Source organism: Mesorhizobium sp. USDA 4132, assembly GCF_056279545.1.
Genome location: NZ_JBWCCP010000002.1, coordinates 1313479 through 1331088, shown reverse-complemented (window position 1 = coordinate 1331088; position 17610 = coordinate 1313479). Strand labels below are relative to the sequence as shown.

The following is a 17610-nucleotide window of genomic DNA, read 5'->3' as shown; positions in this document are numbered from 1 at the left end:
TGGTATCATCGTGTACAGTGGAACGAAAGCTTAGCGGTTTGTCGCGGTGCTTTCATTTTAAGGCTCTCAGGTTGAGCTCAGAGGGATAGGCCCTGGGTAAAAGGTCATCAATTTGGCTGTTTGGATGGCCGTTGACGATCCTGGTAAGCACGTCGGCGAGATAGCCAAGTGGTTCGACATGATTGAGCTTGGGGGTCTCGATGAGCGACGCGATGGTCGCCCAGTGTTCGGCTCCGGCATCAGAGCCTGCAAATAACGCGTTCTTTCGATTTAGAGCAATTGGCCTGATGGATCGCTCGACGGTGTTGGAGTCGATCTCGATACGACTGTCGTCGATGAACCTGGTCAGCCCATCCCAGCGTGACAAAGCGTACCGGATTGCTTCGGCCAGCTTTGTCTTCTGGCTGATGAGGCCGAGCTGTTCGGTGAGCCAGGGGGCAAGGCTGTCGGTGATCGGACGGCTCTTCTCTTGTCTGATGGCACGACGATCATCTTGCGTCCGGTCGCGCATCTCGTCTTCGTTTCTGTAGAGTTCGGCAATGCGCCGTAGCGCCTCGGTGGCAATGGGTGCGGGACCGGCGGCGGCCAGTTCGTAAAAGCGCCGACGAACATGCGACCAGCAGAAAGCCAGAGAGACGGTGTTCTTAGCAGCCAACGGGCGATAGCCGCTGTACCCGTCGACCTGGAGAATGCCGACGAAGCCTTCGAGATGCGCCATCGGGCGCTCGGCCTTGCGATCCGGTGCGTAGACATAAACGACACCCGGTGGATCGTTCCCCTGCCACGGTCGGTCATCACGCGCATAGGTCCAGAGTTGCCCGGTCTTGGTCTTGCCGCGTCCCGGATCAAGCACGGGTGCCGTTGTCTCGTCAGCGGAGAGCTTGGAAGATGTCTTCAACGCTCCGGCTGCTCTCGCAACTGTCGACGCCAGGTGAATAAACCATGCCGTCGAGCAACAGCACTCACCGACACCTCGCCGCTATAACTCTCCGCGACAATCTGGTGCTTCTCCTCGTCGCTCCAATCACGACGGCGGCCCGCGCCAGTGAAAACCTCAAACCGCTGCACACCCTCATCGGCCTTGGTGCTATGCGTAAACCCTGTAATCGTCATATGTCGAAGCCCTGTTTGAGCACAACATCAACGATCAAACGTCAATCCGGAAGGTGGGACCAAAACAGCGCTTACGGTCTTTTTGGCGCTGGAGAATCTTTAAGATACGGACTTGACAATTCTCAGTTAGGACATCAATCTGACAACTAAGATATCAGTTGGTGAATAGATATGTCTGAAGTGGTGCAGATTCCTGCTCTTCCCCTTGAGGAATTGCTCCGGCCGTTCCTGATGGAAGGCACGGGCAATACGACCAACAAGGTTTATCGCCTGCTGCGGCAGCTTATCGTCGAAATCAGGCTGCTTCCCGGCCGCGCCCTTCCCGAAAAGGAGGTTGCGGCGATCCTGCATGTCAGCAAGACGCCGGTGCGTGAGGCGATCATTCGTCTTTCGGAAGAGGGCCTGATCAAGGTCGTCCCGCAAGGGGGCACCTTCGTCGCAACGATCGAGGTACAGCGTTACATCGAGGCCTGCTTTATCCGGTTCCGTCTGGAGGCGGGAGCTGCAGCCGAAGCGGCCAAGCGCCATACATTCGAGGATCTCGGCCGCCTGGAACTCCTGCTCAACCAGCAGATCGAGGCCGTCGAGAGCGAGGACTACACCAGCTTCTTCGAACTGGACGAGAGCTTTCACAAGGCGATCTTTGCGGCGGCGCGCCTTAGCGGCGTCTGGTCTTTCGTCAATCAGGCGAAGGGTGAAATCGACCGCATGCGTCATCTGAAGATGGTGTTCGGGGTGCGCCGCACCGGCGAGGTCATCGACGAACATCGTGCCATTGTCGAGGCCATCGGGGCTGCGTCCCCGGATGCGGCGGTGGCGGCGATGACCCGGCATCTGGGTTCGTTGGAAAGCAAGATCACGGAGCTTTCAAAAGATCCGAAGCTGTGGAGCTACATCGAATCCATCAATGCAACAACGACGGAAAAACGGAGGCCGCGGCGCAGTCTGACCTGAAGGCGGACGCAGCGGGAGGAAACTGAAATGTCTGCAGTGGAATTGAACGACGTAGTGAAACGCTACGGCGCACTTGAAGTCGTGCATTCTATCGATCTGTCGGTGGTGCAGGGAGAATTCGTCGTCCTGGTCGGCCCGTCGGGCTGCGGCAAGTCGACGACGCTGCGCATGGTCGCCGGGCTTGAGGATATCTCCGGCGGCACGATCTCCATCGGTGGGCGCGTCGTCAACCGCATGGCGCCCAAGGATCGCGATGTCGCGATGGTCTTCCAGAATTATGCGCTCTACCCGCATCTCAATGTCGCGGAAAATATCGCCTTCGGCCTGCGCGTCCGCGGCGAGAAGAACGCAGTCGTCGAGGCGGCCGTCAGCGAGGCGGCGACGATTCTCGATCTCACGCCCTACCTGAAGCGCAAGCCGGCGGACCTTTCCGGCGGTCAAAGACAGCGGGTGGCGATGGGACGGGCGATCGTGCGCAAGCCGAGGGTCTTTCTTTTCGACGAGCCGCTTTCGAACCTCGACGCCAAGTTGCGCACCCAGATGCGCGCCGAAATCCGCCGGCTGCACAACCGCATGGGCGTCACCAGCATCTACGTGACCCACGATCAGGTGGAGGCCATGACGCTCGCCGACCGCATCGTGGTGATGAACAGCGGGCGCGTCGAGCAGGTGGGCTCTCCCATGGAGCTTTTTCTCAATCCTGCGAATGCCTTCGTCGCGAGCTTCCTCGGCTCGCCGCCCATGAACCTGCTGAAAGCAACCGTGACCGCTGCGAACGGCGTGGCCGTCGCACGAATCGACGGGACCGATGACAATCCGGCGCAACTCACGCTCCCCGCCTGGAGCGGCGGCGCCCTCGACGCGGGCCAGCGCATTCTCGTCGGTCTGCGGCCGGAGCATCTGGAGATCGGGACGGGCACGGTCGCGGATGTCCAGAACATCCCGACGACAGTCGATCTCGTCGAGCCGCTTGGTTCCGAAGCCCTGCTGCATTGCCGGATCGCCGGCCAGCCGGTCGTCGCCAAGGTCGACACGCCGTCCGATGTCCAGAAGCTCGCCGAGGTCCGGCAGTTGCTGATGCCGACCGACAGGCTTCACATTTTCGACCTGGAAACCGGCCGTGCCGTCAACGGCCGTTCGTGAGGTGGATGATGACTTCGAGGGTGACCCACTATCTGAAAGGCATAGGCGAAGATCTTCGCCGGGACTGGCAGCTCTATCTGCTCGCCCTGCCAATGATCGTCTGGTTTCTGCTGTTTCTCTACAAGCCGATGGAAGGGCTGCAGATAGCCTTCAAGGACTTCAGCCCCTTCCGGGGCATCGCCGGCAGTCCCTGGGTCGGGCTTGAGAACTTCCGCACCCTTCTCGAAGACCAGATCTTCATCCGCGCCTTCATCAACACGATCACCATCAGCGGGCTCGGGCTGATCTTCGCTTTCCCGGTGCCGATCATCCTGGCGCTGATGTTCAACGAACTGCAGAACGAGTTCGGCCGACGGTTCTCCCAGACGATCGTTTACCTGCCGCACTTTATCTCGGTGGTGATCGTCGCCGGCATCGTCATCAATCTTCTGTCTCCGACGACGGGTGTGATCAATCTCATCATATCCAGCCTGGGGTTCGAACCGGTCTATTTCCTCACCCAGCCGGAATGGTTCCGGTCGGTGTTCATCGGCTCCAACATCTGGAAAGAGGCGGGCTTCGAATCGATCGTCTACCTGGCCGCGATCGCCGGCGTCAGCCCGACGCTCTACGAGTCGGCGCGGGTGGACGGCGCCTCGCGGTGGCAGATGATATGGCGGATCACGCTGCCCTGCATCCTGCCGACGATCATCATCATGCTGATTATCCGCATCGGCAATCTCGTCGAGGTCGGATTCGAATATATCATCCTTCTCTATCAGCCGGCCACCTATAGCACCGCCGACGTCGTCTCGACCTACGTCTACCGGACCGGCCTGCAGGGAACCCAATACGATCTCGCAACCGCGGCCGGCCTGTTCAACGCCGTCATCGCCTTCGCTCTCGTCTTCACGGCCAACCGGATCAGCCGGAAGGTCTCGTCAACCTCGCTCTGGTGATGTCATGGCCCATTTCAACCTCTATTCCCGGGGTGACCGGATCTTCGGATATGCCAATGCGGCGCTGATCGGCATCTTCGTCCTGTCGACGCTCTATCCGTTCATTTACATTCTGGCGGTATCGATCTCCTCGGGCGCCGCGGTCACCTCGGGGCAGGTCATCCTTTTCCCGAAGGACCTGACACTTGCGGCCTACGAGTTCGTGCTGTCGGACCGGCTGTTCTGGATCGCCTACGGCAATACTTTCATCTACACGTTCGGCGGCACGGCGGTCAGCCTCGCGATCATGATCCCCGGCGCCTATGCCCTGTCCCGCTCACGGCTGCGCGGCCGCAAGTTCCTGAACCTGATGGTGGCGTTCACGCTCTGGTTCAATGCGGGAATGATCCCGTTCTTCCTGAACATGCGCGATCTCGGCCTGCTGGACTCGCGCTTCGGGCTGATCATCGGCTTTGCCTGCAACGCCTTCAACGTCATTCTGCTGCGCAATTTTTTCGAGGCCGTCCCGAAATCCTTCGAGGAAGCCGCCAAGATGGACGGCGCAAGCGAGTTCCAGCTGCTCTGGAAGGTTTTCATTCCGCTCTCCAAGCCGGCGATCATCACGGTCGGCCTGTTCTGCATCGTGTCGCGCTGGAACAGTTATTTCTGGGCCATGGTGCTCCTGCGCGGCGAAGAGAAGATCCCGCTGCAGCTCTACCTGAAGCGCATCATCGTCGACCTGAGCGCCAACGACGAGTTCGCCAGCAGTCTGATGACGTCGCGCTACTCGTTCGAGACGGTGACGGCGGCGATCATGATCGCCTCGATCATCCCGGTCCTGCTCATTTATCCGAGCATCCAGAAGTACTTCAACAAGGGCATCACCCTTGGTGGAGTGAAGGAATAACGCCGTCAAAGCCAATTCTGTTTAAGGAGGAGAAATGGATGAGACACTTTCGAAAAAGCCTTACCCTGCTGGCCACATGCGCCTTGCTGCAGGTCGGCGGAGCCCATGCGCAGGACGCCTCGACCAAGATTGTTACCAATCCACTCGAGCTGACGATCCACTTTCATTTTCGTGACAAATACGTCTACACGGAAAATTGGCCGGTGGAGAAGAAGGCGGCCGAATGGACCGGCATCCATGTCAAGAACGTGGCGTCCCTCGCCACCAGCAACAGCCGCGACGCGTTCAACCTGTTGATGGCGTCCGGGAACCTGCCGGACATCGTCGGCGGCGACGTCACCGGCGGCCTGAAGGACGATTTCATCCGTTACGGGATGGAAGGAGCATTCCAGCCGCTCGACGACCTCATCGCGGAACATGCCCCCAATCTGAAGAAGTTCTTCGACGAACATCCTGTCGTGCGCCAGACGATCAGCGCGCCGGATGGCCATATCTATTTCATTCCCTACGTCCCGGAGGGCGAATATTCGCGCGCCTGGTTCATCCGCAAGGACTGGCTGGAGAAGCTGGGCCTCAAGGAGCCCGGCAATGTCGACGAGCTCTACACGGTGCTCAAGGCGTTTCGCGAGAAGGACCCGAACGGCAACGGCAAGAAGGACGAGGTACCGTATTTCGCCCGCGAGCCGATCGAGGCGGTGCGGTTGATCAACATGTGGGATGCCCGCGTCTCGGGGTCGGAGCGTTATGGCGATTTCATGGTCGAGAACGGGAAGATCGTCCATCCGTGGACGACGCCGAACTACAAGACAGGGATTTCCAAAGTCGCCCAGTGGTTCAAGGAAGGCCTCATCGATACCGAGATCTTCACGCGCGGCGCGCGTGACCGGGAATACATGCTCGGCAACAATATCGGCGGCATGACGCATGACTGGTTCGCCAGCACCTCGAACTATACCGAAGCTCTGAAGGACAGCGTTCCCGGCATCAATTTTGCGCCGATGCTGCCGCCGAAAACGGTTTCCGGCAAGCGGTTCGAAGACAGCCGCCGCGCCACCGTGCAGCCGGCCGGATGGGCGATCTCCTACAGCAACAAGCATCCGGTCGAGACGATCAAATATTTCGACTTCTGGTTCTCCGAGAAGGGCCGCATCCTGTCCAACTGGGGTATCGAGGGCGTCAATTACGACATGAAGGACGGCAAGCCGCTCTACAAGGACAGCGTGCTGCACAATCCGAAGCCCGTAAACGCCCAGATGTGGGAGATCGGCGCCGGCGTACCGCGCGGTTACTGGGCCTCCTATCCGTCGGAGGAGCAGTGGACCAACAAGATGGCCCTCGACGGCATCGCCATGTACAAAAAGGAGCCTGGCCTCCTGCAGCCGGAATTCACCGGCGTCTCCATGGATGCCAAGGAGCGTGCCACCTACGACAAGTACTGGCCGAGCCTGCTTACCTACATGACCGAGATGCAGCAGACCTGGGTGCTGGGTGCACAAGATGTCGCGGCATCCTGGGACGCCTACCAGGCCCGTCTCGAACAGCTTGGCCTCTCCAAGGTGATCAAGGTCATGCAGACGGCTTACGACCGCCAGTACGGCAAGAACTGACACCTCCGGGCGCGGCCGGCCCGCGCCCCTCTTCTCCATAGATTTAAAGGATCTCACTGCGATGCCCAAAATCGCCGAAGCCCCCCGTTTGCAGTATCTCGACGAGCCGAAGCCCGGCACGCTGACGATCACATACCAGCCGGACGGCGCCCCCATCCAGGAGAACCCGCCGCGCTTCAGCTGGCTGCCGGCGCTTGACGATGATGCCCGTTACGTTCTGAAGGTCTCGCCCGATCCGGACTTCGCGCCCGGGGTCACGCACGTCTTTGAAAATCTGACCTGGAACTTCTTCACGCCCGACGTGATATTCGAGCCCGGCTCCTATTCCTGGGCGTTCGCGCTCTGGGACGACAAAGCAAAACGCGTCGCCTCAGCGTGGAGCAGCGTCCGGTCGTTCGACATCACTCCCGACCTGCCGCAAACGCAGCTGCCGCGCGCCGAAGCCCGGCTTCAGGCGAGAGACCTTCGCCATCCCCGTCTATGGCTCAATCCCGATGGGGTGATCGCCTTTCGGGAGAAGCTCAAGTCGGCACCCGATCACTGCGGCTGGCAGAATTTCTTCAACAATTCCGTCGAACCCTGGCTATCGCGCGCGATAATTTCCGAGCCTTCCCCCTATCCGGACAATATCCGCATCGCAACGCTGTGGCGGCAGATGTATATCGACTGCCAGGAGGTCATCTATGCCATCCGCCATCTGGCCATTGGCGGCGTGATCCTGAATGACCCCGCCCTGATTGCCATGGCCAAGACCTGGCTTCTGTCCGTTGCCGCATGGGATCCGAAAGGCGCGACGAGCCGCTCCTACAACGACGAGGCGGCCTTCCGCGTCGTCACCGCGCTCGCCTGGGGTTACGACTGGCTACACGACCATCTGGATGAGGATGAGCGCCAACAGGTCCGAAATGTGCTGTTTGCCCGCACCCGCGAAGTGGCCGACCATGTCCTGTGGCGCGCGCGCATCCATGTCTTTCCCTATGACAGCCATGCGGTACGCTCCCTTTCGGCGGCATTGACGGCCGCCTGCATCGCGCTGGCCGGCGAGGAGAAGGAGGCGGAGGACTGGCTGGACTATACGGTCGAATTCCTCTTCACCCTTTATTCCCCCTGGGGCGGCAAGGATGGCGGCTGGGCCGAGGGGCCGCATTACTGGATGACCGGGATCGCCTATCTGACCGAGGCGGCCAATCTGATCCGCGCCTTTCTCAAGGTCGATCTCTACCAGCGGCCGTTCTTCCAGAAGACCGGCGATTTTCCGCTTTACACAAAGGCGCCGGGGACGCGCCGCGCCTGTTTCGGAGATGACTCGACACTTGGCGATCCGCCGGGTCTCAAGGTCGGATACAATGTCCGTCAGTTCGCCGGGGTCACGGGCAATTCCCTATTACCAATGGTATTACGAACGCCTGAACGCGGGGGCGGCCGGCACCGCGATGGAATTCTATAATTATGGCTGGTGGGATCTCAATTTCGACGATCTCGTCTATCGCCACGATTATCCGCCGGTCGAAGCCAGGGCGCCATCCGACCTGCCGCCGGTCAAGTGGTTCAAGGACATCGGCTGGGTCGCCGTCCAAAAACACATGGACGACCCTGCTCGACATATCCAGTTCCTGTTCAAGAGCAGTTCCTTCGGCTCCCTCAGTCACAGCCACGGCGACCAGAACGCCTTCCTTCTTTATGCCTTCGGCGAGGACCTGGCGATCCAGAGCGGCTATTATGTCGCCTTCAACTCCACCATGCACCGCAACTGGCGGCGCCAGACGATCTCCAAGAACGCCGTCCTGATCGAAGGCAGGGGCCAGTATGCGGACGGCGACAAGACGATCGCCAAGAAGGCCGGCGGCCGGATCCTCGCGGTCCGGGAAGAAAAGACACATGTCTTCATCAGCGGCGATGCGACGGCCGCCTACCAGGCCGCCGATCCGGATGTCCTGCGCGCCGAGCGAGATATCTATTTCTCGCACAGCGATTTCCTGGTGATCGTCGACCGCGTCGAATGCGCGACGGCCAAGTCGATACAGTGGCTGTTCCATGCCACCCGATCCATGGATGTCGGATCGAACAGCTTCCGGCTGACCGGAGAACGCGCCGGGCTCTACGGACAGTTCGTCCATTCCACGTCCGGAGCGCCCGAAGTTCGGCTGGTGGAAGGCTTCAAGGGCGTCGATCCGGTCGAAGTCGAGGGGCTGGCAACGCAATTCCATATCGAGGCAAGCCTTCCCCCGTCCACCAAGCACACGCTCGTGACCCTACTCGTCCCTTATTCGCTGAACGAACCGAGGCGGGTCTTCCACTTCATCGACGACCAGGGCTTCAGCGCCGACATCTATTTCACCGATGTCGACGACAACCAGCTGCGGATCGTCATCCCGAAGAACTTCTGATTGCGCAAGGAATTTCCCATGAACGGATTGAAAGACAAGGTCATCCTGGTGACCGGCGGCGGACGCGACATCGGCAGGGCCTGTGCCGAACGGCTGGCCGAGGAGGGCGCGCAGGTGGTGGTCACCTATTTCGGCTCGGCCGCCGGGGCACAGGCCAGCATCGCGGCCATTGCTGCCGCAGGCGGCAAGGCCGTCGCAGTCAAGGCGGACATGACCAAGGCTGCGGATGCGCAGGCTGCCGTCGACAAGGCGCTGTCGGATTTCGGCAGGCTCGACGGGCTGGTCCACGTCACTGGGGGCATCGTCGCGCGCAAGACATTGGCAGACATGGATCAAGCCTTTTTCCAGGAGGTCATCGACCTCAATCTCACCTCGCTGTTCAACGCCACGAAGGCGGCCACGGCCGCGATGGGAGGCCACGGCGCGATCGTGACCCTTGCCTCGCAGGCAGGGCGCGACGGCGGCGGCCCCGGCGCGCTGGCCTACGCGACCTCGAAAGGCGCGGTGATGACCTACACGCGGGCACTCGCAAAGGAACTCGGTCCAAAGATCCGGGTCAATTCGGTTTGCCCCGGCATGATCTCCACAACCTTCCACGATACGTTCACCAAGCCCGAAGTGCGTGAGCGCGTCGCTGCCGCAACGCCTTTGAAACGCGAAGGCAGTTCGCAAGAGGTCGCAAGCCTCGTCGCCTTCCTGGTGTCGGATGATGCAGCCTTCATTACCGGCGCCTGCTACGACGTCAACGGCGGCACCCTGTTCTCGTGAGGCCGGCAAACATGCCCACATTCCCGATCAATGGCCCGATCAACGGCCGCCGCATCGCGTTGCTTGGAACATCGCTCGTCCAGCAGAACCACCATGCCGGCGAACGACACATCTGGTCGTCGGCACGCGGCTGGGCCACCTGGGCAGAGGTGCTTTTGGCGGGCCGGCTCGACATCGGCGTGTTTCACGATCCTCTCGTGCATCCGGGCTGGGAACCGAGCGGCAGGGTCGGCGCCACCCGCGGTTTCGGTGGATTGAACGCGGGCGTTTCGGGCCAGAAGGCCCGCGACATCGCCCTTCGACTGGACGACGTGCTCAAGCTCGACTTCGACCTCATCATCGTCGATGCCGGCACGAACGACATGATGGTCGAAACCAAGGAAGTGATCCAGGCAACCCGCGAGATGATCGTCGACCGGCTGCTCTGCGCCGGCAAGCTGGTCGTCCTTCTGCCTATTCTCGCCCGCGGCACGCAGAAATGGGCCGCCGGTGGTCCGGAACGGGCAAAGGCGCATTGGATCAACCAGAAGACCCTGACGTTTGCGGCGCAACGGGCAGGCTGCCATGTCTTCGATTGGAACGAGCCATGGGTCGACTGGAGTTCGGTCGACGGGGTTCCGCAGACCGGGTTCTCCGACGATGGGACGCATTTCTCGGTGCCCGGCGGTTACGCCGTCGGCAAGGCGCTGGCCGCCTATCTGGCGGGTTTCCTCCCTCCGCCAAGCGCCGGACGCCCGGCACCGGACGACCGGTTCGATCCGGTCAACAATCCATTGGGCAATCTTCTGTCCAACCCTTCTGTCTGCAGCATCGGATCGCTTCGCGACGGGGTCAGCGTTTCCGGATCCAATGTGGTGGTCGACCGACTGGCCGGATCAACGGACGGCCAGGACGGTTGGCATGTTTCGCTTTCCGAAGGCCAGGCCTCCATCGATATTCTCGATCGTGACGACCGCAACCCACTACCGGCCGGCGCCTGGGTTCAGGCAAGCGTCCTCGTGGACGTCGACGCGCATGACGGCTGGCGCGAGATTTCGCTGGAGCTTCAAGACCAGGCGCCGGAAGGGCTGACTGCCCGGGCGCTGGCGCCCTTCGATCTCGGGGAGGGGACACTTGCCCCCTATCCCGGCGAAGCCTGGATGGGTTTGCTGCGAACGCCGCCGATCCGGCTGAAGACCTCCATGCACGGCCTGCGCCTCAGACTTTGCCTGCAGATCGCGCCCTCGACTTCGCGTGCGATCATGCGGGTTACTGCATCCGTCCTTCGACAGGTTGTTCCGCCGTCACATTTCTAGGGACGCGCTCGGCGGTAGCGATAGCCGCTCAGCCGTCGATTTCTCTGTCGATTGTTCGACGGTGATCTGCCGCTAATTTCACCCAGCGTCGGTCCCCAATCGAGGCTTCGCCGACCTCACGCGCGCAGCCCAATCATCAGGCGGCGGGGATCAGTTCGCGATATTTAGCGAGCGCCTTGCGGGCTAGGCCTTCGTTCTCCGGGGTTGCCGCAAGCACATCCGTGTAAAAGATCGTCTTGGGCTTTCCCATTGCTGCCGTGGAATGGATATAGTCATTGATTTGTGTGAGTGCGGAAAAATCGATGTCCGACAGTATCGGAAAGCCGAAATTGTCGAAAATCCAAACTCTGGAGTATCCGAGATCTCTTAGGAAATCGTACCCACTCTCCAGGTCGTCGCGTTGTTCCTTCGACTGAAAATCGTTTTCCCCAAAAGAGAAGTGGGCGGCAGCTTTTCAGCAAATTTGGCGCCGATTTAATAATATCGGCATCGAATCCGTCGGTGTCGGTTTTGAGTAGGCTTACCTTTTCAACGGTATATTGCATCAATACGTTGTCGAGCGTGACTGTCGAGCCCTGTCCGTCGCCTTTTCTTGTCGCCGTCGTTCCGTCTCGTACGAGATCGCCTGTGACCGAGCCTGTGCCGACCAGGGCCTGAATGGGGGTAACTCGGCCGCCGAGCTGCTGAACGTTGCGCTGGAGTAGCGAATAAAACTCAGCGTCCCCCTCGATCGAAAGGATGGGATTTTTACAGTTTTGGTAGAGTGCCACGGCAGTGTCGCCGACATTGGCGCCAACGTCGACGATCCAGCTTCCGTCGTCGGGAAGTACGCTTGCGAGTACCGGGAGAAAGCGATCGTACAGAGGGTGTTTCGCCTCATATTTTGGCAGTTGATGGCCTTCATTCAAAGTGATTTCGACGCTGCCAATCGAGTGCGTTTTGGTCTTTGGCTGGGCCTTTGGGTTCAGTCGTCTAAATAAGGACATTGGTGTATTCCTGCTCCACCGCCACACGATTCACGCACGATAAACGGCACCTACAGCCGCCGTAGTCGATTATCTATCTGTCGGAAGGCGCGGCAAAATACAAGCCATTGGTCCTTTGGACGTTCGCTCGGCATTGGATAGGCTTCTACTTCACCGCAAACCATTCGTTAAAATCTTTCCTGGGAAACTCGTCCAATGCCCCGCCTGGGGTTGAATTGAAGATTTTAACGCCATTTTTCCGGGCGATCTTATCTATGCTCCGATATTGATGCCACAACCGAAAGAGACCACGGAATTCTTCATATCGACTAAAGCTGGAGCTCCCGTCTTTATTCAACGTGATGTCCTTGCCCTTTTGGATTTTGAGATCAAAGGCATAATCATATCTCGATGTCAGAAATTGATCATGATCGACACCCAGCAGGATGATCTCCTTAAAGCCCATATACAGTGCGATCATCAACACCATAACCGGCACCGAATAGACGGCGGGTACCGCTTTTGAGATATCGACGAGATCTTCGTCCGGCCATTCATCAAAGCTTCCGCTCAGGCTCAGGTACCGCACGTTGCGCCCCGGAAACAGATGTTGATTCCGCACGAGAGCTGCCTCATTCGAACTTAGAAACAGCTCGGCGTTCCCCAAGCCTTCATGCATCTCATTGAACCACCTGACCGTGTCCTCCTCGGTCATCAGTCCATAGGTAATTTGGGGAACGCAATGATATCTAGGTGAGAATTCACCATAGCCTGGAAACAGATAGCCATTTGACACGCTGAATACTGTCTCCCCCTTCAGCTTGGAGAGATCAAGTTTTTTCGCGCTTGGGCCATTGCCGAGGATAAAGCAGCGCTCGCCTTGATGTCTGTTTGCAAGGTCTCGATTGGCCTTTAACAGACCCACGATTTCCGCAGACGAAGCCGCCCGGTCTTTGCGCCATTGTTTAAAAACATCAACACCGCTCGGCACGAAAAGGGAAAAAAGAAAACCTATCTTTTTCAGCGCTGAAGCCATTTCACGATCTCAAATACCTCGGCATATTGGACACCTATACGCTGACCAGCATTTTCGGCTTCGTTGCGGAAGAAACTCACCCATTTGCGTCCGGTCCTCTCCATTTCAGATTCATGCGCAAGGATCGCGCGTTCCTTCTGGGACCAGTGAGGTGTGATGTCGACGTAAAAATTGCCTCGGAAATCGACCGTCGAATGATACCAGTTGCTGCGATACATCAGGAGCCGGGGAACGTGGCGGCAACTATGAAGCGATGCACGCGACAAAGCCTGGTGATCGTGATGAATATCCCCACTCCAGTGGGTGTAAACCAGCTCGATCTTCAAATCCTGGACAAGTTTGAGGATCTCGATGTTGAGTTTGTCGACAAATTCGATTTCCAGCGTCTTAAAGTCACCGCAGTACATCTTTTCGACGCCGAGAATTTCCATTGCTGCATCGGCTTCCGCACGAGCGACCTGGCTACTGCGAACCGACTGATCGTACTGATTGGAGAACCCCGACACAGTGGCTACGTAGACAAAAACAGTATCGCCGCTCGCGGTGTGACGAGCGAGCGCCCCGCCGCAGCCCAGTTCGACGTCATCAAAATGCGCACCAATCGCCAGAATATTCATTTGCAACTCCTCAGCACATCGCGCGCTTCCGAAATACCACAATTCAACAGCAGGTCCAGGATGCTGAGATAGGGCATGAAGTCGCCGAATGGTTGTCGATAAATAGGGTGAGTGAACTTCTGCCAGACCACCTCTATACCGGCAGCTTGAAATAGGTCGGGCCGCATGTAATCCTTCGCGCCAGTGCCCGACAAGTAGCAGTTTGCGCCAACCTCCTGCAAAAGATTGATCAGCAACTCGTTTTTGCTACCATCCACTTTTAGCGAACTGGAGCGAACCATTGGGGTTTGAATGTCGAGCATCTTCATAATCGCTTTGAGAAAATGGAGATTAAAATCGACGAGGAGATCGCAACGCTCAGAATAGAGGCTTTCGACTATTGGAAAAACCTCATTCCAACCCGGACATTTCCGATAGTTTTCCCTTAGCAGCGCCAGATTTTTCTCTACCCATTCGGAATCAGGCATGAGTTCCACCTGATTGATCGGGGTGCCTAACTTCGGCTTGCGAATTCCGAGCGTCAGCCAACGCTCTCCCTCACTCGTCTTGATTTTGTCACGGTGCGTCCAGCTTTTGCTGGTACCATGAACAAACTGGACGTGATCGAGCACAATATAAAGATCAGCATGCTGAAATCGTTGGAAGAAGCCGAGATATGGCGCAAAGTCCGGCTGATGAATGACGGCTGTCCGCATCAAATCTCTAACCTTCTGATCAAGCCGCCAACGCGACGAACGCCTTCCAAATCGACGGCATCGAGAGCAGCCAGACTCATCGTTCTTATAGGTAGGTCCTCGAAAACAGGGGCGAGATCAAAGGTGCGGTGGTGTCCTGCAAATCGCGCGCAGCCGAGCTTTTCTAAAGCCCATCCGACGGGGATCTCAAAATCCTCATTGGCTATGACAATGCAGGGAAGGCCGCCTGCGCAGGCCTCGAATGGTGTCACTCCGCCGCCCGTTATAGCAAGATCGTGGCGAGCCATTTCCTGTGCAAGGGAGGCAACAGCGCCTAAATGAGTTAGAACTCCTTCGGTTTTGTCAGTGAGGATGGCGTCAAGTTCACCTTTATGTTGAAAGGCCGGCCCAGTGACGATCGTGGCGCACATTGAATTATCACGAAGCCACTGGGCCACCTTTATCGTAACGCCATAAGTGTCGGCGCCGCCCATGGTAACCAATACCGAGGTTAAGTTGTCGCGGTGCCGTCTATACAACTCGATCTCGGGGTTGAGGATCATGAACTCGACGCCGCTTCGGACATCCTTACCCTTCAGTTCGGCAATATCCTCGAATACCAACGCTGATATGTTTAGATCGGCAAGCGCCGCGCCGTCCCCCCTGTCGTCAAACGTCACAAGCTTTAGCCCTGCCGCTACTACAGCCTTGGCGTGTGCTGGCTGCGTGTTCAAGCGGTCATTGATCCAGATTTTAGCGGAACCGAGAGATCGAATAAGTTCGAGTTCCCAGCTTCCGGCTTCGGCGGACATATCATAGCCATAAACGGCGAAGCCGCGCGCTTTGATGATATCGTGTGAGGCTTGGTGGCGGTTCACAGCGAAACAGACACTCCGGCCTCTACGCGCCAACTCATCAGCCAAAGTTAGCGACCGATAGAGATGTCCTAAGCCTCGCGTATGTGAACTCTCTATGCAGAATACGAACATAAGCGGATCGCTTCTTCGGTGCCCAACCATTCCTGGGAAGCCAGTTTCACAAGGTTGTCAGCACGTTCCCAGTCTTCATAAGTGTCAACGGTGAGACGAAGGCCCGGCGCTCTCTTTGCCTCCGGTATCGGAAGCTCTGCAATCCTAAAATGCCTCGGATGGTCGGTGAAGTATTCGTTCACATGCTCTCGCTGGTGCGGCAGATGCCCGTCGCGATGGCTCAGGGCAAGAGCCTCGAAAGTAAAGATTTCCGCCCCGACTCCTACAGGGAGCTGACCGAACGCATGAGTGTAATCATAGGCTCCATCAACATGGAAGTCGATTAAGCGGTCGAGTTCCTCAATATCCGTAAAAGGGTTGTCGGCGGTCAAGCGGACAATATTGTCGAAACTGAAAGCGGTTGCGCATTGATAGTAACGATCGAGAACATCCAGTTCATCCCCGCGAAAAACCGCCACTTCCTTATCTGCGCACCAAGTTTGGATGGAATCATTTTCGGAAGCAGTTGAGGTCGCAACAACGATCTCCGCTCTATTGCGCATCATTGCAAGCCGCCCAACGGTATGAGAGAGCAGGGGTTTCCCTCCGATGTTAGTCAAAACCTTCCCAGGCAGCCTCGTTGACCCCATCCGCGCTTGGATTATTACTCCCAATTTCAAGCAAGATTACTCCACTGCAATACCGTATCTGCCTTGAGGTCGGAGGCTGCCTTGCGGCCGATCACATCTTCAAGGTGTTTCGGATATATACCAGTGCCTGGACGCTTGACCGCGATGTCCGCTTCAGAAATCACATCGCCGGCCTTCATATCGCGTTCCAACACGATGCTCTTCCTGTTGTTGATACGGGTCACTCGCTCGCTCGCGGCGGGTTCTTTCACACCTGATCCACGCATGATTTCAAAGGCGCGAATGGCATCTACCAGCCATTTCATCTCATCTGGATCCGCCGAGAGCATATGGTCAGGCCCGTCGGCATTCTTATCGTAGGTGAAATGGCGTTCGATGGCGCGAGCACCCATGGCAACGGCACACAGGCAGGCAACAGGCGTCAGCGTGTGGTCAGAATAGCCAACGTCCAAGCCCGGAAACTCCCGCATGAGCGACTGCATAGCGCCAAGGTTGACGTTCTCAGGATGAGTCGGATAGCTCGTAACAGCATGCAGTAGAATAATCCGGCTATCGCTTTGTTCTTGGATGGCGCCAACCGATTCGCGAACTTCATCCAGGGTACACATGCCTGTCGATAGAATGATCGGCTTTCCGGTATTGGCAAGGTAGCGGAGGAGTGGAAGATTCACGGCATCGTCGGAACCTACCTTGTGCGCGCCGACGCCACATCTCTCTAGCAGATCGACGTCAGACTGATGAGAGGGAGAGGAGAACCAATCCAGCCCCTGTGCTTCGGCATATTTGAAGACTTCTTCATGAACGCTTTCATCGACCTCGTAGCGCTGGAACAACTCGAACTGGGACGTCACTCCTGTGTTCTCCATGTCAAAGATAGCGCCACGCGTCGATAGCGTCTCGGCCCGATAGGTCTGGAGTTTAACTGCATCCACACCTGTGGCCTTAGCCTCGTCAATCAGACGGATGGCCTGATCTACGGTTGTAAAATTCCCCCCAATTTCAGCAATGATGTATGCTCGATCGGCGCGATAGTTGCGGAACATCGACTACTCCCTGTATTTTACGACCTTAGCGGGAACGCCAACTGCGATCGCATAGTCAGGAATCTCCCCTCTTACCACCGCGTTTGCCCCGATGACGGCACCTTTGCCGACACGGCTGTTCATCAGTATCTTGGCCCCCGCGCCGATCCACACGTCGTCTCCTATGACGACCTGCCCAATCTCCGCCTGTTGTTCGCGAACGAGGCGATCGCGCGCAACTCCGTGGCTGTGATCAATGATTTGCACATCCGATCCAATGAGAACGTTGCTGCCAATCTCGATGCGGTTCTTGGCCGTTATAATATTCCTGCGGCCGATAACCGTATTGCTTCCGATGACGACATGCGGGTGGGGCATCGTCAGCTGGAAGAAGCAATAATCTTGGATTGTGACTCCGTCGCCTACTTCAAGTAGGGCGTGACCGACCATCCGGAACTCCGCGCTAGACTTGCAGACAAAGTCAGCACCGCACTTTGAAAGATAGCGCTTCTCTTTGTAGAAGGAAACTATCTTCTGAAAGAGACCGCCCCTGTTTCGGTACGAGGCGCGATCGGTCATGGCCAACA

General features: G+C 57.8%; 18 protein-coding genes and 1 pseudogene. 9 read left to right on the top strand and 10 right to left on the bottom strand.

From position 1 onward, the window contains the following. Nucleotides 1-52: 52 nt before the first annotated feature. Together tnpC and ACZ9IU_RS29020 are read right to left on the bottom strand one after the other, a co-directional pair. Nucleotides 53-913: pseudogene (tnpC, locus tag ACZ9IU_RS29025) on the bottom strand (IS66 family transposase); the annotation flags it as partial. Continuing rightward, on the bottom strand, nucleotides 895-1113 hold the full coding sequence (locus ACZ9IU_RS29020) for a transposase (protein ID WP_157885290.1): 219 nt from the start codon (nucleotides 1111-1113) through the stop codon (nucleotides 895-897). The gene ACZ9IU_RS29020 and the pseudogene tnpC, both read right to left, overlap by 19 nt. Before the next feature lie 171 nt (nucleotides 1114-1284). Between ACZ9IU_RS29020 and ACZ9IU_RS29015 the strand changes: the two genes are divergently transcribed. From ACZ9IU_RS29015 to ACZ9IU_RS28975, 9 genes are all read left to right on the top strand, one after another. Further along, complete coding sequence (locus tag ACZ9IU_RS29015) at nucleotides 1285-2067, top strand: GntR family transcriptional regulator (protein ID WP_040124415.1); 783 nt, start codon at nucleotides 1285-1287, stop codon at nucleotides 2065-2067. Between the two features lie 27 nt (nucleotides 2068-2094). Further along, nucleotides 2095-3210: an ABC transporter ATP-binding protein gene (locus ACZ9IU_RS29010; RefSeq protein ID WP_040124417.1), complete on the top strand. Its 1116-nt coding sequence runs from the start codon at nucleotides 2095-2097 to the stop codon at nucleotides 3208-3210. 8 nt (nucleotides 3211-3218) lie between these two features. Continuing rightward, nucleotides 3219-4148, top strand: a complete 930-nt coding sequence (locus ACZ9IU_RS29005; protein WP_040124418.1) for an ABC transporter permease — start codon at nucleotides 3219-3221, stop codon at nucleotides 4146-4148. 4 nt (nucleotides 4149-4152) lie between these two features. Continuing rightward, nucleotides 4153-5034: a carbohydrate ABC transporter permease gene (locus ACZ9IU_RS29000; RefSeq protein WP_040124419.1), complete on the top strand. Its 882-nt coding sequence runs from the start codon at nucleotides 4153-4155 to the stop codon at nucleotides 5032-5034. A 38-nt stretch (nucleotides 5035-5072) separates the two neighbouring features. Next, nucleotides 5073-6641, top strand: coding sequence for an extracellular solute-binding protein (locus ACZ9IU_RS28995; RefSeq protein ID WP_040124421.1), 1569 nt, complete (start codon nucleotides 5073-5075; stop codon nucleotides 6639-6641). A 61-nt stretch (nucleotides 6642-6702) separates the two neighbouring features. Further along, nucleotides 6703-8088 carry a DUF4962 domain-containing protein gene (locus tag ACZ9IU_RS28990; RefSeq protein ID WP_498957838.1) on the top strand — a complete coding sequence of 462 codons (1386 nt, stop codon included), beginning with the start codon at nucleotides 6703-6705 and terminating at the stop codon, nucleotides 8086-8088. Beyond that, a complete protein-coding gene (locus tag ACZ9IU_RS28985; RefSeq protein WP_498957837.1) occupies nucleotides 8075-9028 on the top strand; it encodes a heparinase II/III family protein in 954 nt (317 codons plus the stop codon). The genes ACZ9IU_RS28990 and ACZ9IU_RS28985 overlap by 14 nt, the downstream gene beginning before the upstream one ends. 18 nt (nucleotides 9029-9046) lie before the next feature. After that, on the top strand, nucleotides 9047-9796 hold the full coding sequence (locus ACZ9IU_RS28980; protein ID WP_040125719.1) for an SDR family NAD(P)-dependent oxidoreductase: 750 nt from the start codon (nucleotides 9047-9049) through the stop codon (nucleotides 9794-9796). A gap of 11 nt (nucleotides 9797-9807) precedes the next feature. After that, nucleotides 9808-11091: an SGNH/GDSL hydrolase family protein gene (locus tag ACZ9IU_RS28975; protein WP_051900363.1), complete on the top strand. Its 1284-nt coding sequence runs from the start codon at nucleotides 9808-9810 to the stop codon at nucleotides 11089-11091. 272 nt (nucleotides 11092-11363) lie between these two features. Here ACZ9IU_RS28975 and ACZ9IU_RS28970 read toward each other — a convergent pair whose 3' ends face one another. From ACZ9IU_RS28970 to ACZ9IU_RS28935, 8 genes are all read right to left on the bottom strand, one after another. Beyond that, nucleotides 11364-12077, bottom strand: coding sequence for an FkbM family methyltransferase (locus ACZ9IU_RS28970; RefSeq protein ID WP_498957836.1), 714 nt, complete (start codon nucleotides 12075-12077; stop codon nucleotides 11364-11366). A 145-nt stretch (nucleotides 12078-12222) separates the two neighbouring features. After that, complete coding sequence (locus tag ACZ9IU_RS28965) at nucleotides 12223-13092, bottom strand: motility associated factor glycosyltransferase family protein (RefSeq protein ID WP_040124423.1); 870 nt, start codon at nucleotides 13090-13092, stop codon at nucleotides 12223-12225. After that, nucleotides 13077-13709 carry a PIG-L deacetylase family protein gene (locus tag ACZ9IU_RS28960; RefSeq protein ID WP_040124424.1) on the bottom strand — a complete coding sequence of 211 codons (633 nt, stop codon included), beginning with the start codon at nucleotides 13707-13709 and terminating at the stop codon, nucleotides 13077-13079. The genes ACZ9IU_RS28965 and ACZ9IU_RS28960 overlap by 16 nt, the downstream gene beginning before the upstream one ends. Next, complete coding sequence (locus ACZ9IU_RS28955) at nucleotides 13706-14404, bottom strand: WbqC family protein (protein WP_040124426.1); 699 nt, start codon at nucleotides 14402-14404, stop codon at nucleotides 13706-13708. Before ACZ9IU_RS28955 ends, ACZ9IU_RS28960 begins: the two co-directional genes overlap by 4 nt. Beyond that, nucleotides 14404-15261 carry a glycosyl transferase gene (locus tag ACZ9IU_RS28950; protein ID WP_244447599.1) on the bottom strand — a complete coding sequence of 286 codons (858 nt, stop codon included), beginning with the start codon at nucleotides 15259-15261 and terminating at the stop codon, nucleotides 14404-14406. The genes ACZ9IU_RS28955 and ACZ9IU_RS28950 overlap by 1 nt, the downstream gene beginning before the upstream one ends. Before the next feature lie 92 nt (nucleotides 15262-15353). Beyond that, the gene (locus tag ACZ9IU_RS28945; protein WP_244447617.1) at nucleotides 15354-16001 is read right to left on the bottom strand and encodes a cytidylyltransferase domain-containing protein; all 648 of its coding nucleotides are present in this window, start codon (nucleotides 15999-16001) and stop codon (nucleotides 15354-15356) included. 26 nt (nucleotides 16002-16027) lie between these two features. After that, nucleotides 16028-17044: an N-acetylneuraminate synthase family protein gene (locus ACZ9IU_RS28940; protein ID WP_040124430.1), complete on the bottom strand. Its 1017-nt coding sequence runs from the start codon at nucleotides 17042-17044 to the stop codon at nucleotides 16028-16030. A gap of 3 nt (nucleotides 17045-17047) precedes the next feature. Next, entirely contained in the window at nucleotides 17048-17602 is a 555-nt protein-coding gene (locus tag ACZ9IU_RS28935; RefSeq protein ID WP_173426785.1) for an acyltransferase, read from the bottom strand. Between the last annotated feature and the right edge of the window lie 8 nt (nucleotides 17603-17610).

Coding starts and splice junctions, on each gene's coding strand:
- ACZ9IU_RS28985 (WP_498957837.1), top strand. CDS start 8,075: ATGGAATTCTATAATTATGGCTGGTGGGATCTCAATTTCGACGATCTC.
- ACZ9IU_RS29015 (WP_040124415.1), top strand. CDS start 1,285: ATGTCTGAAGTGGTGCAGATTCCTGCTCTTCCCCTTGAGGAATTGCTC.
- ACZ9IU_RS28960 (WP_040124424.1), bottom strand. CDS start 13,709: ATGAATATTCTGGCGATTGGTGCGCATTTTGATGACGTCGAACTGGGC.
- ACZ9IU_RS28995 (WP_040124421.1), top strand. CDS start 5,073: ATGAGACACTTTCGAAAAAGCCTTACCCTGCTGGCCACATGCGCCTTG.
- ACZ9IU_RS28965 (WP_040124423.1), bottom strand. CDS start 13,092: ATGGCTTCAGCGCTGAAAAAGATAGGTTTTCTTTTTTCCCTTTTCGTG.
- ACZ9IU_RS28940 (WP_040124430.1), bottom strand. CDS start 17,044: ATGTTCCGCAACTATCGCGCCGATCGAGCATACATCATTGCTGAAATT.
- ACZ9IU_RS28935 (WP_173426785.1), bottom strand. CDS start 17,602: ATGACCGATCGCGCCTCGTACCGAAACAGGGGCGGTCTCTTTCAGAAG.
- ACZ9IU_RS28955 (WP_040124426.1), bottom strand. CDS start 14,404: ATGCGGACAGCCGTCATTCATCAGCCGGACTTTGCGCCATATCTCGGC.
- ACZ9IU_RS28970 (WP_498957836.1), bottom strand. CDS start 12,077: ATGTCCTTATTTAGACGACTGAACCCAAAGGCCCAGCCAAAGACCAAA.
- ACZ9IU_RS29005 (WP_040124418.1), top strand. CDS start 3,219: ATGACTTCGAGGGTGACCCACTATCTGAAAGGCATAGGCGAAGATCTT.
- ACZ9IU_RS28990 (WP_498957838.1), top strand. CDS start 6,703: ATGCCCAAAATCGCCGAAGCCCCCCGTTTGCAGTATCTCGACGAGCCG.
- ACZ9IU_RS28980 (WP_040125719.1), top strand. CDS start 9,047: ATGAACGGATTGAAAGACAAGGTCATCCTGGTGACCGGCGGCGGACGC.
- ACZ9IU_RS29000 (WP_040124419.1), top strand. CDS start 4,153: ATGGCCCATTTCAACCTCTATTCCCGGGGTGACCGGATCTTCGGATAT.
- ACZ9IU_RS29020 (WP_157885290.1), bottom strand. CDS start 1,113: ATGACGATTACAGGGTTTACGCATAGCACCAAGGCCGATGAGGGTGTG.
- ACZ9IU_RS28945 (WP_244447617.1), bottom strand. CDS start 16,001: ATGGGGTCAACGAGGCTGCCTGGGAAGGTTTTGACTAACATCGGAGGG.
- ACZ9IU_RS29010 (WP_040124417.1), top strand. CDS start 2,095: ATGTCTGCAGTGGAATTGAACGACGTAGTGAAACGCTACGGCGCACTT.
- ACZ9IU_RS28975 (WP_051900363.1), top strand. CDS start 9,808: ATGCCCACATTCCCGATCAATGGCCCGATCAACGGCCGCCGCATCGCG.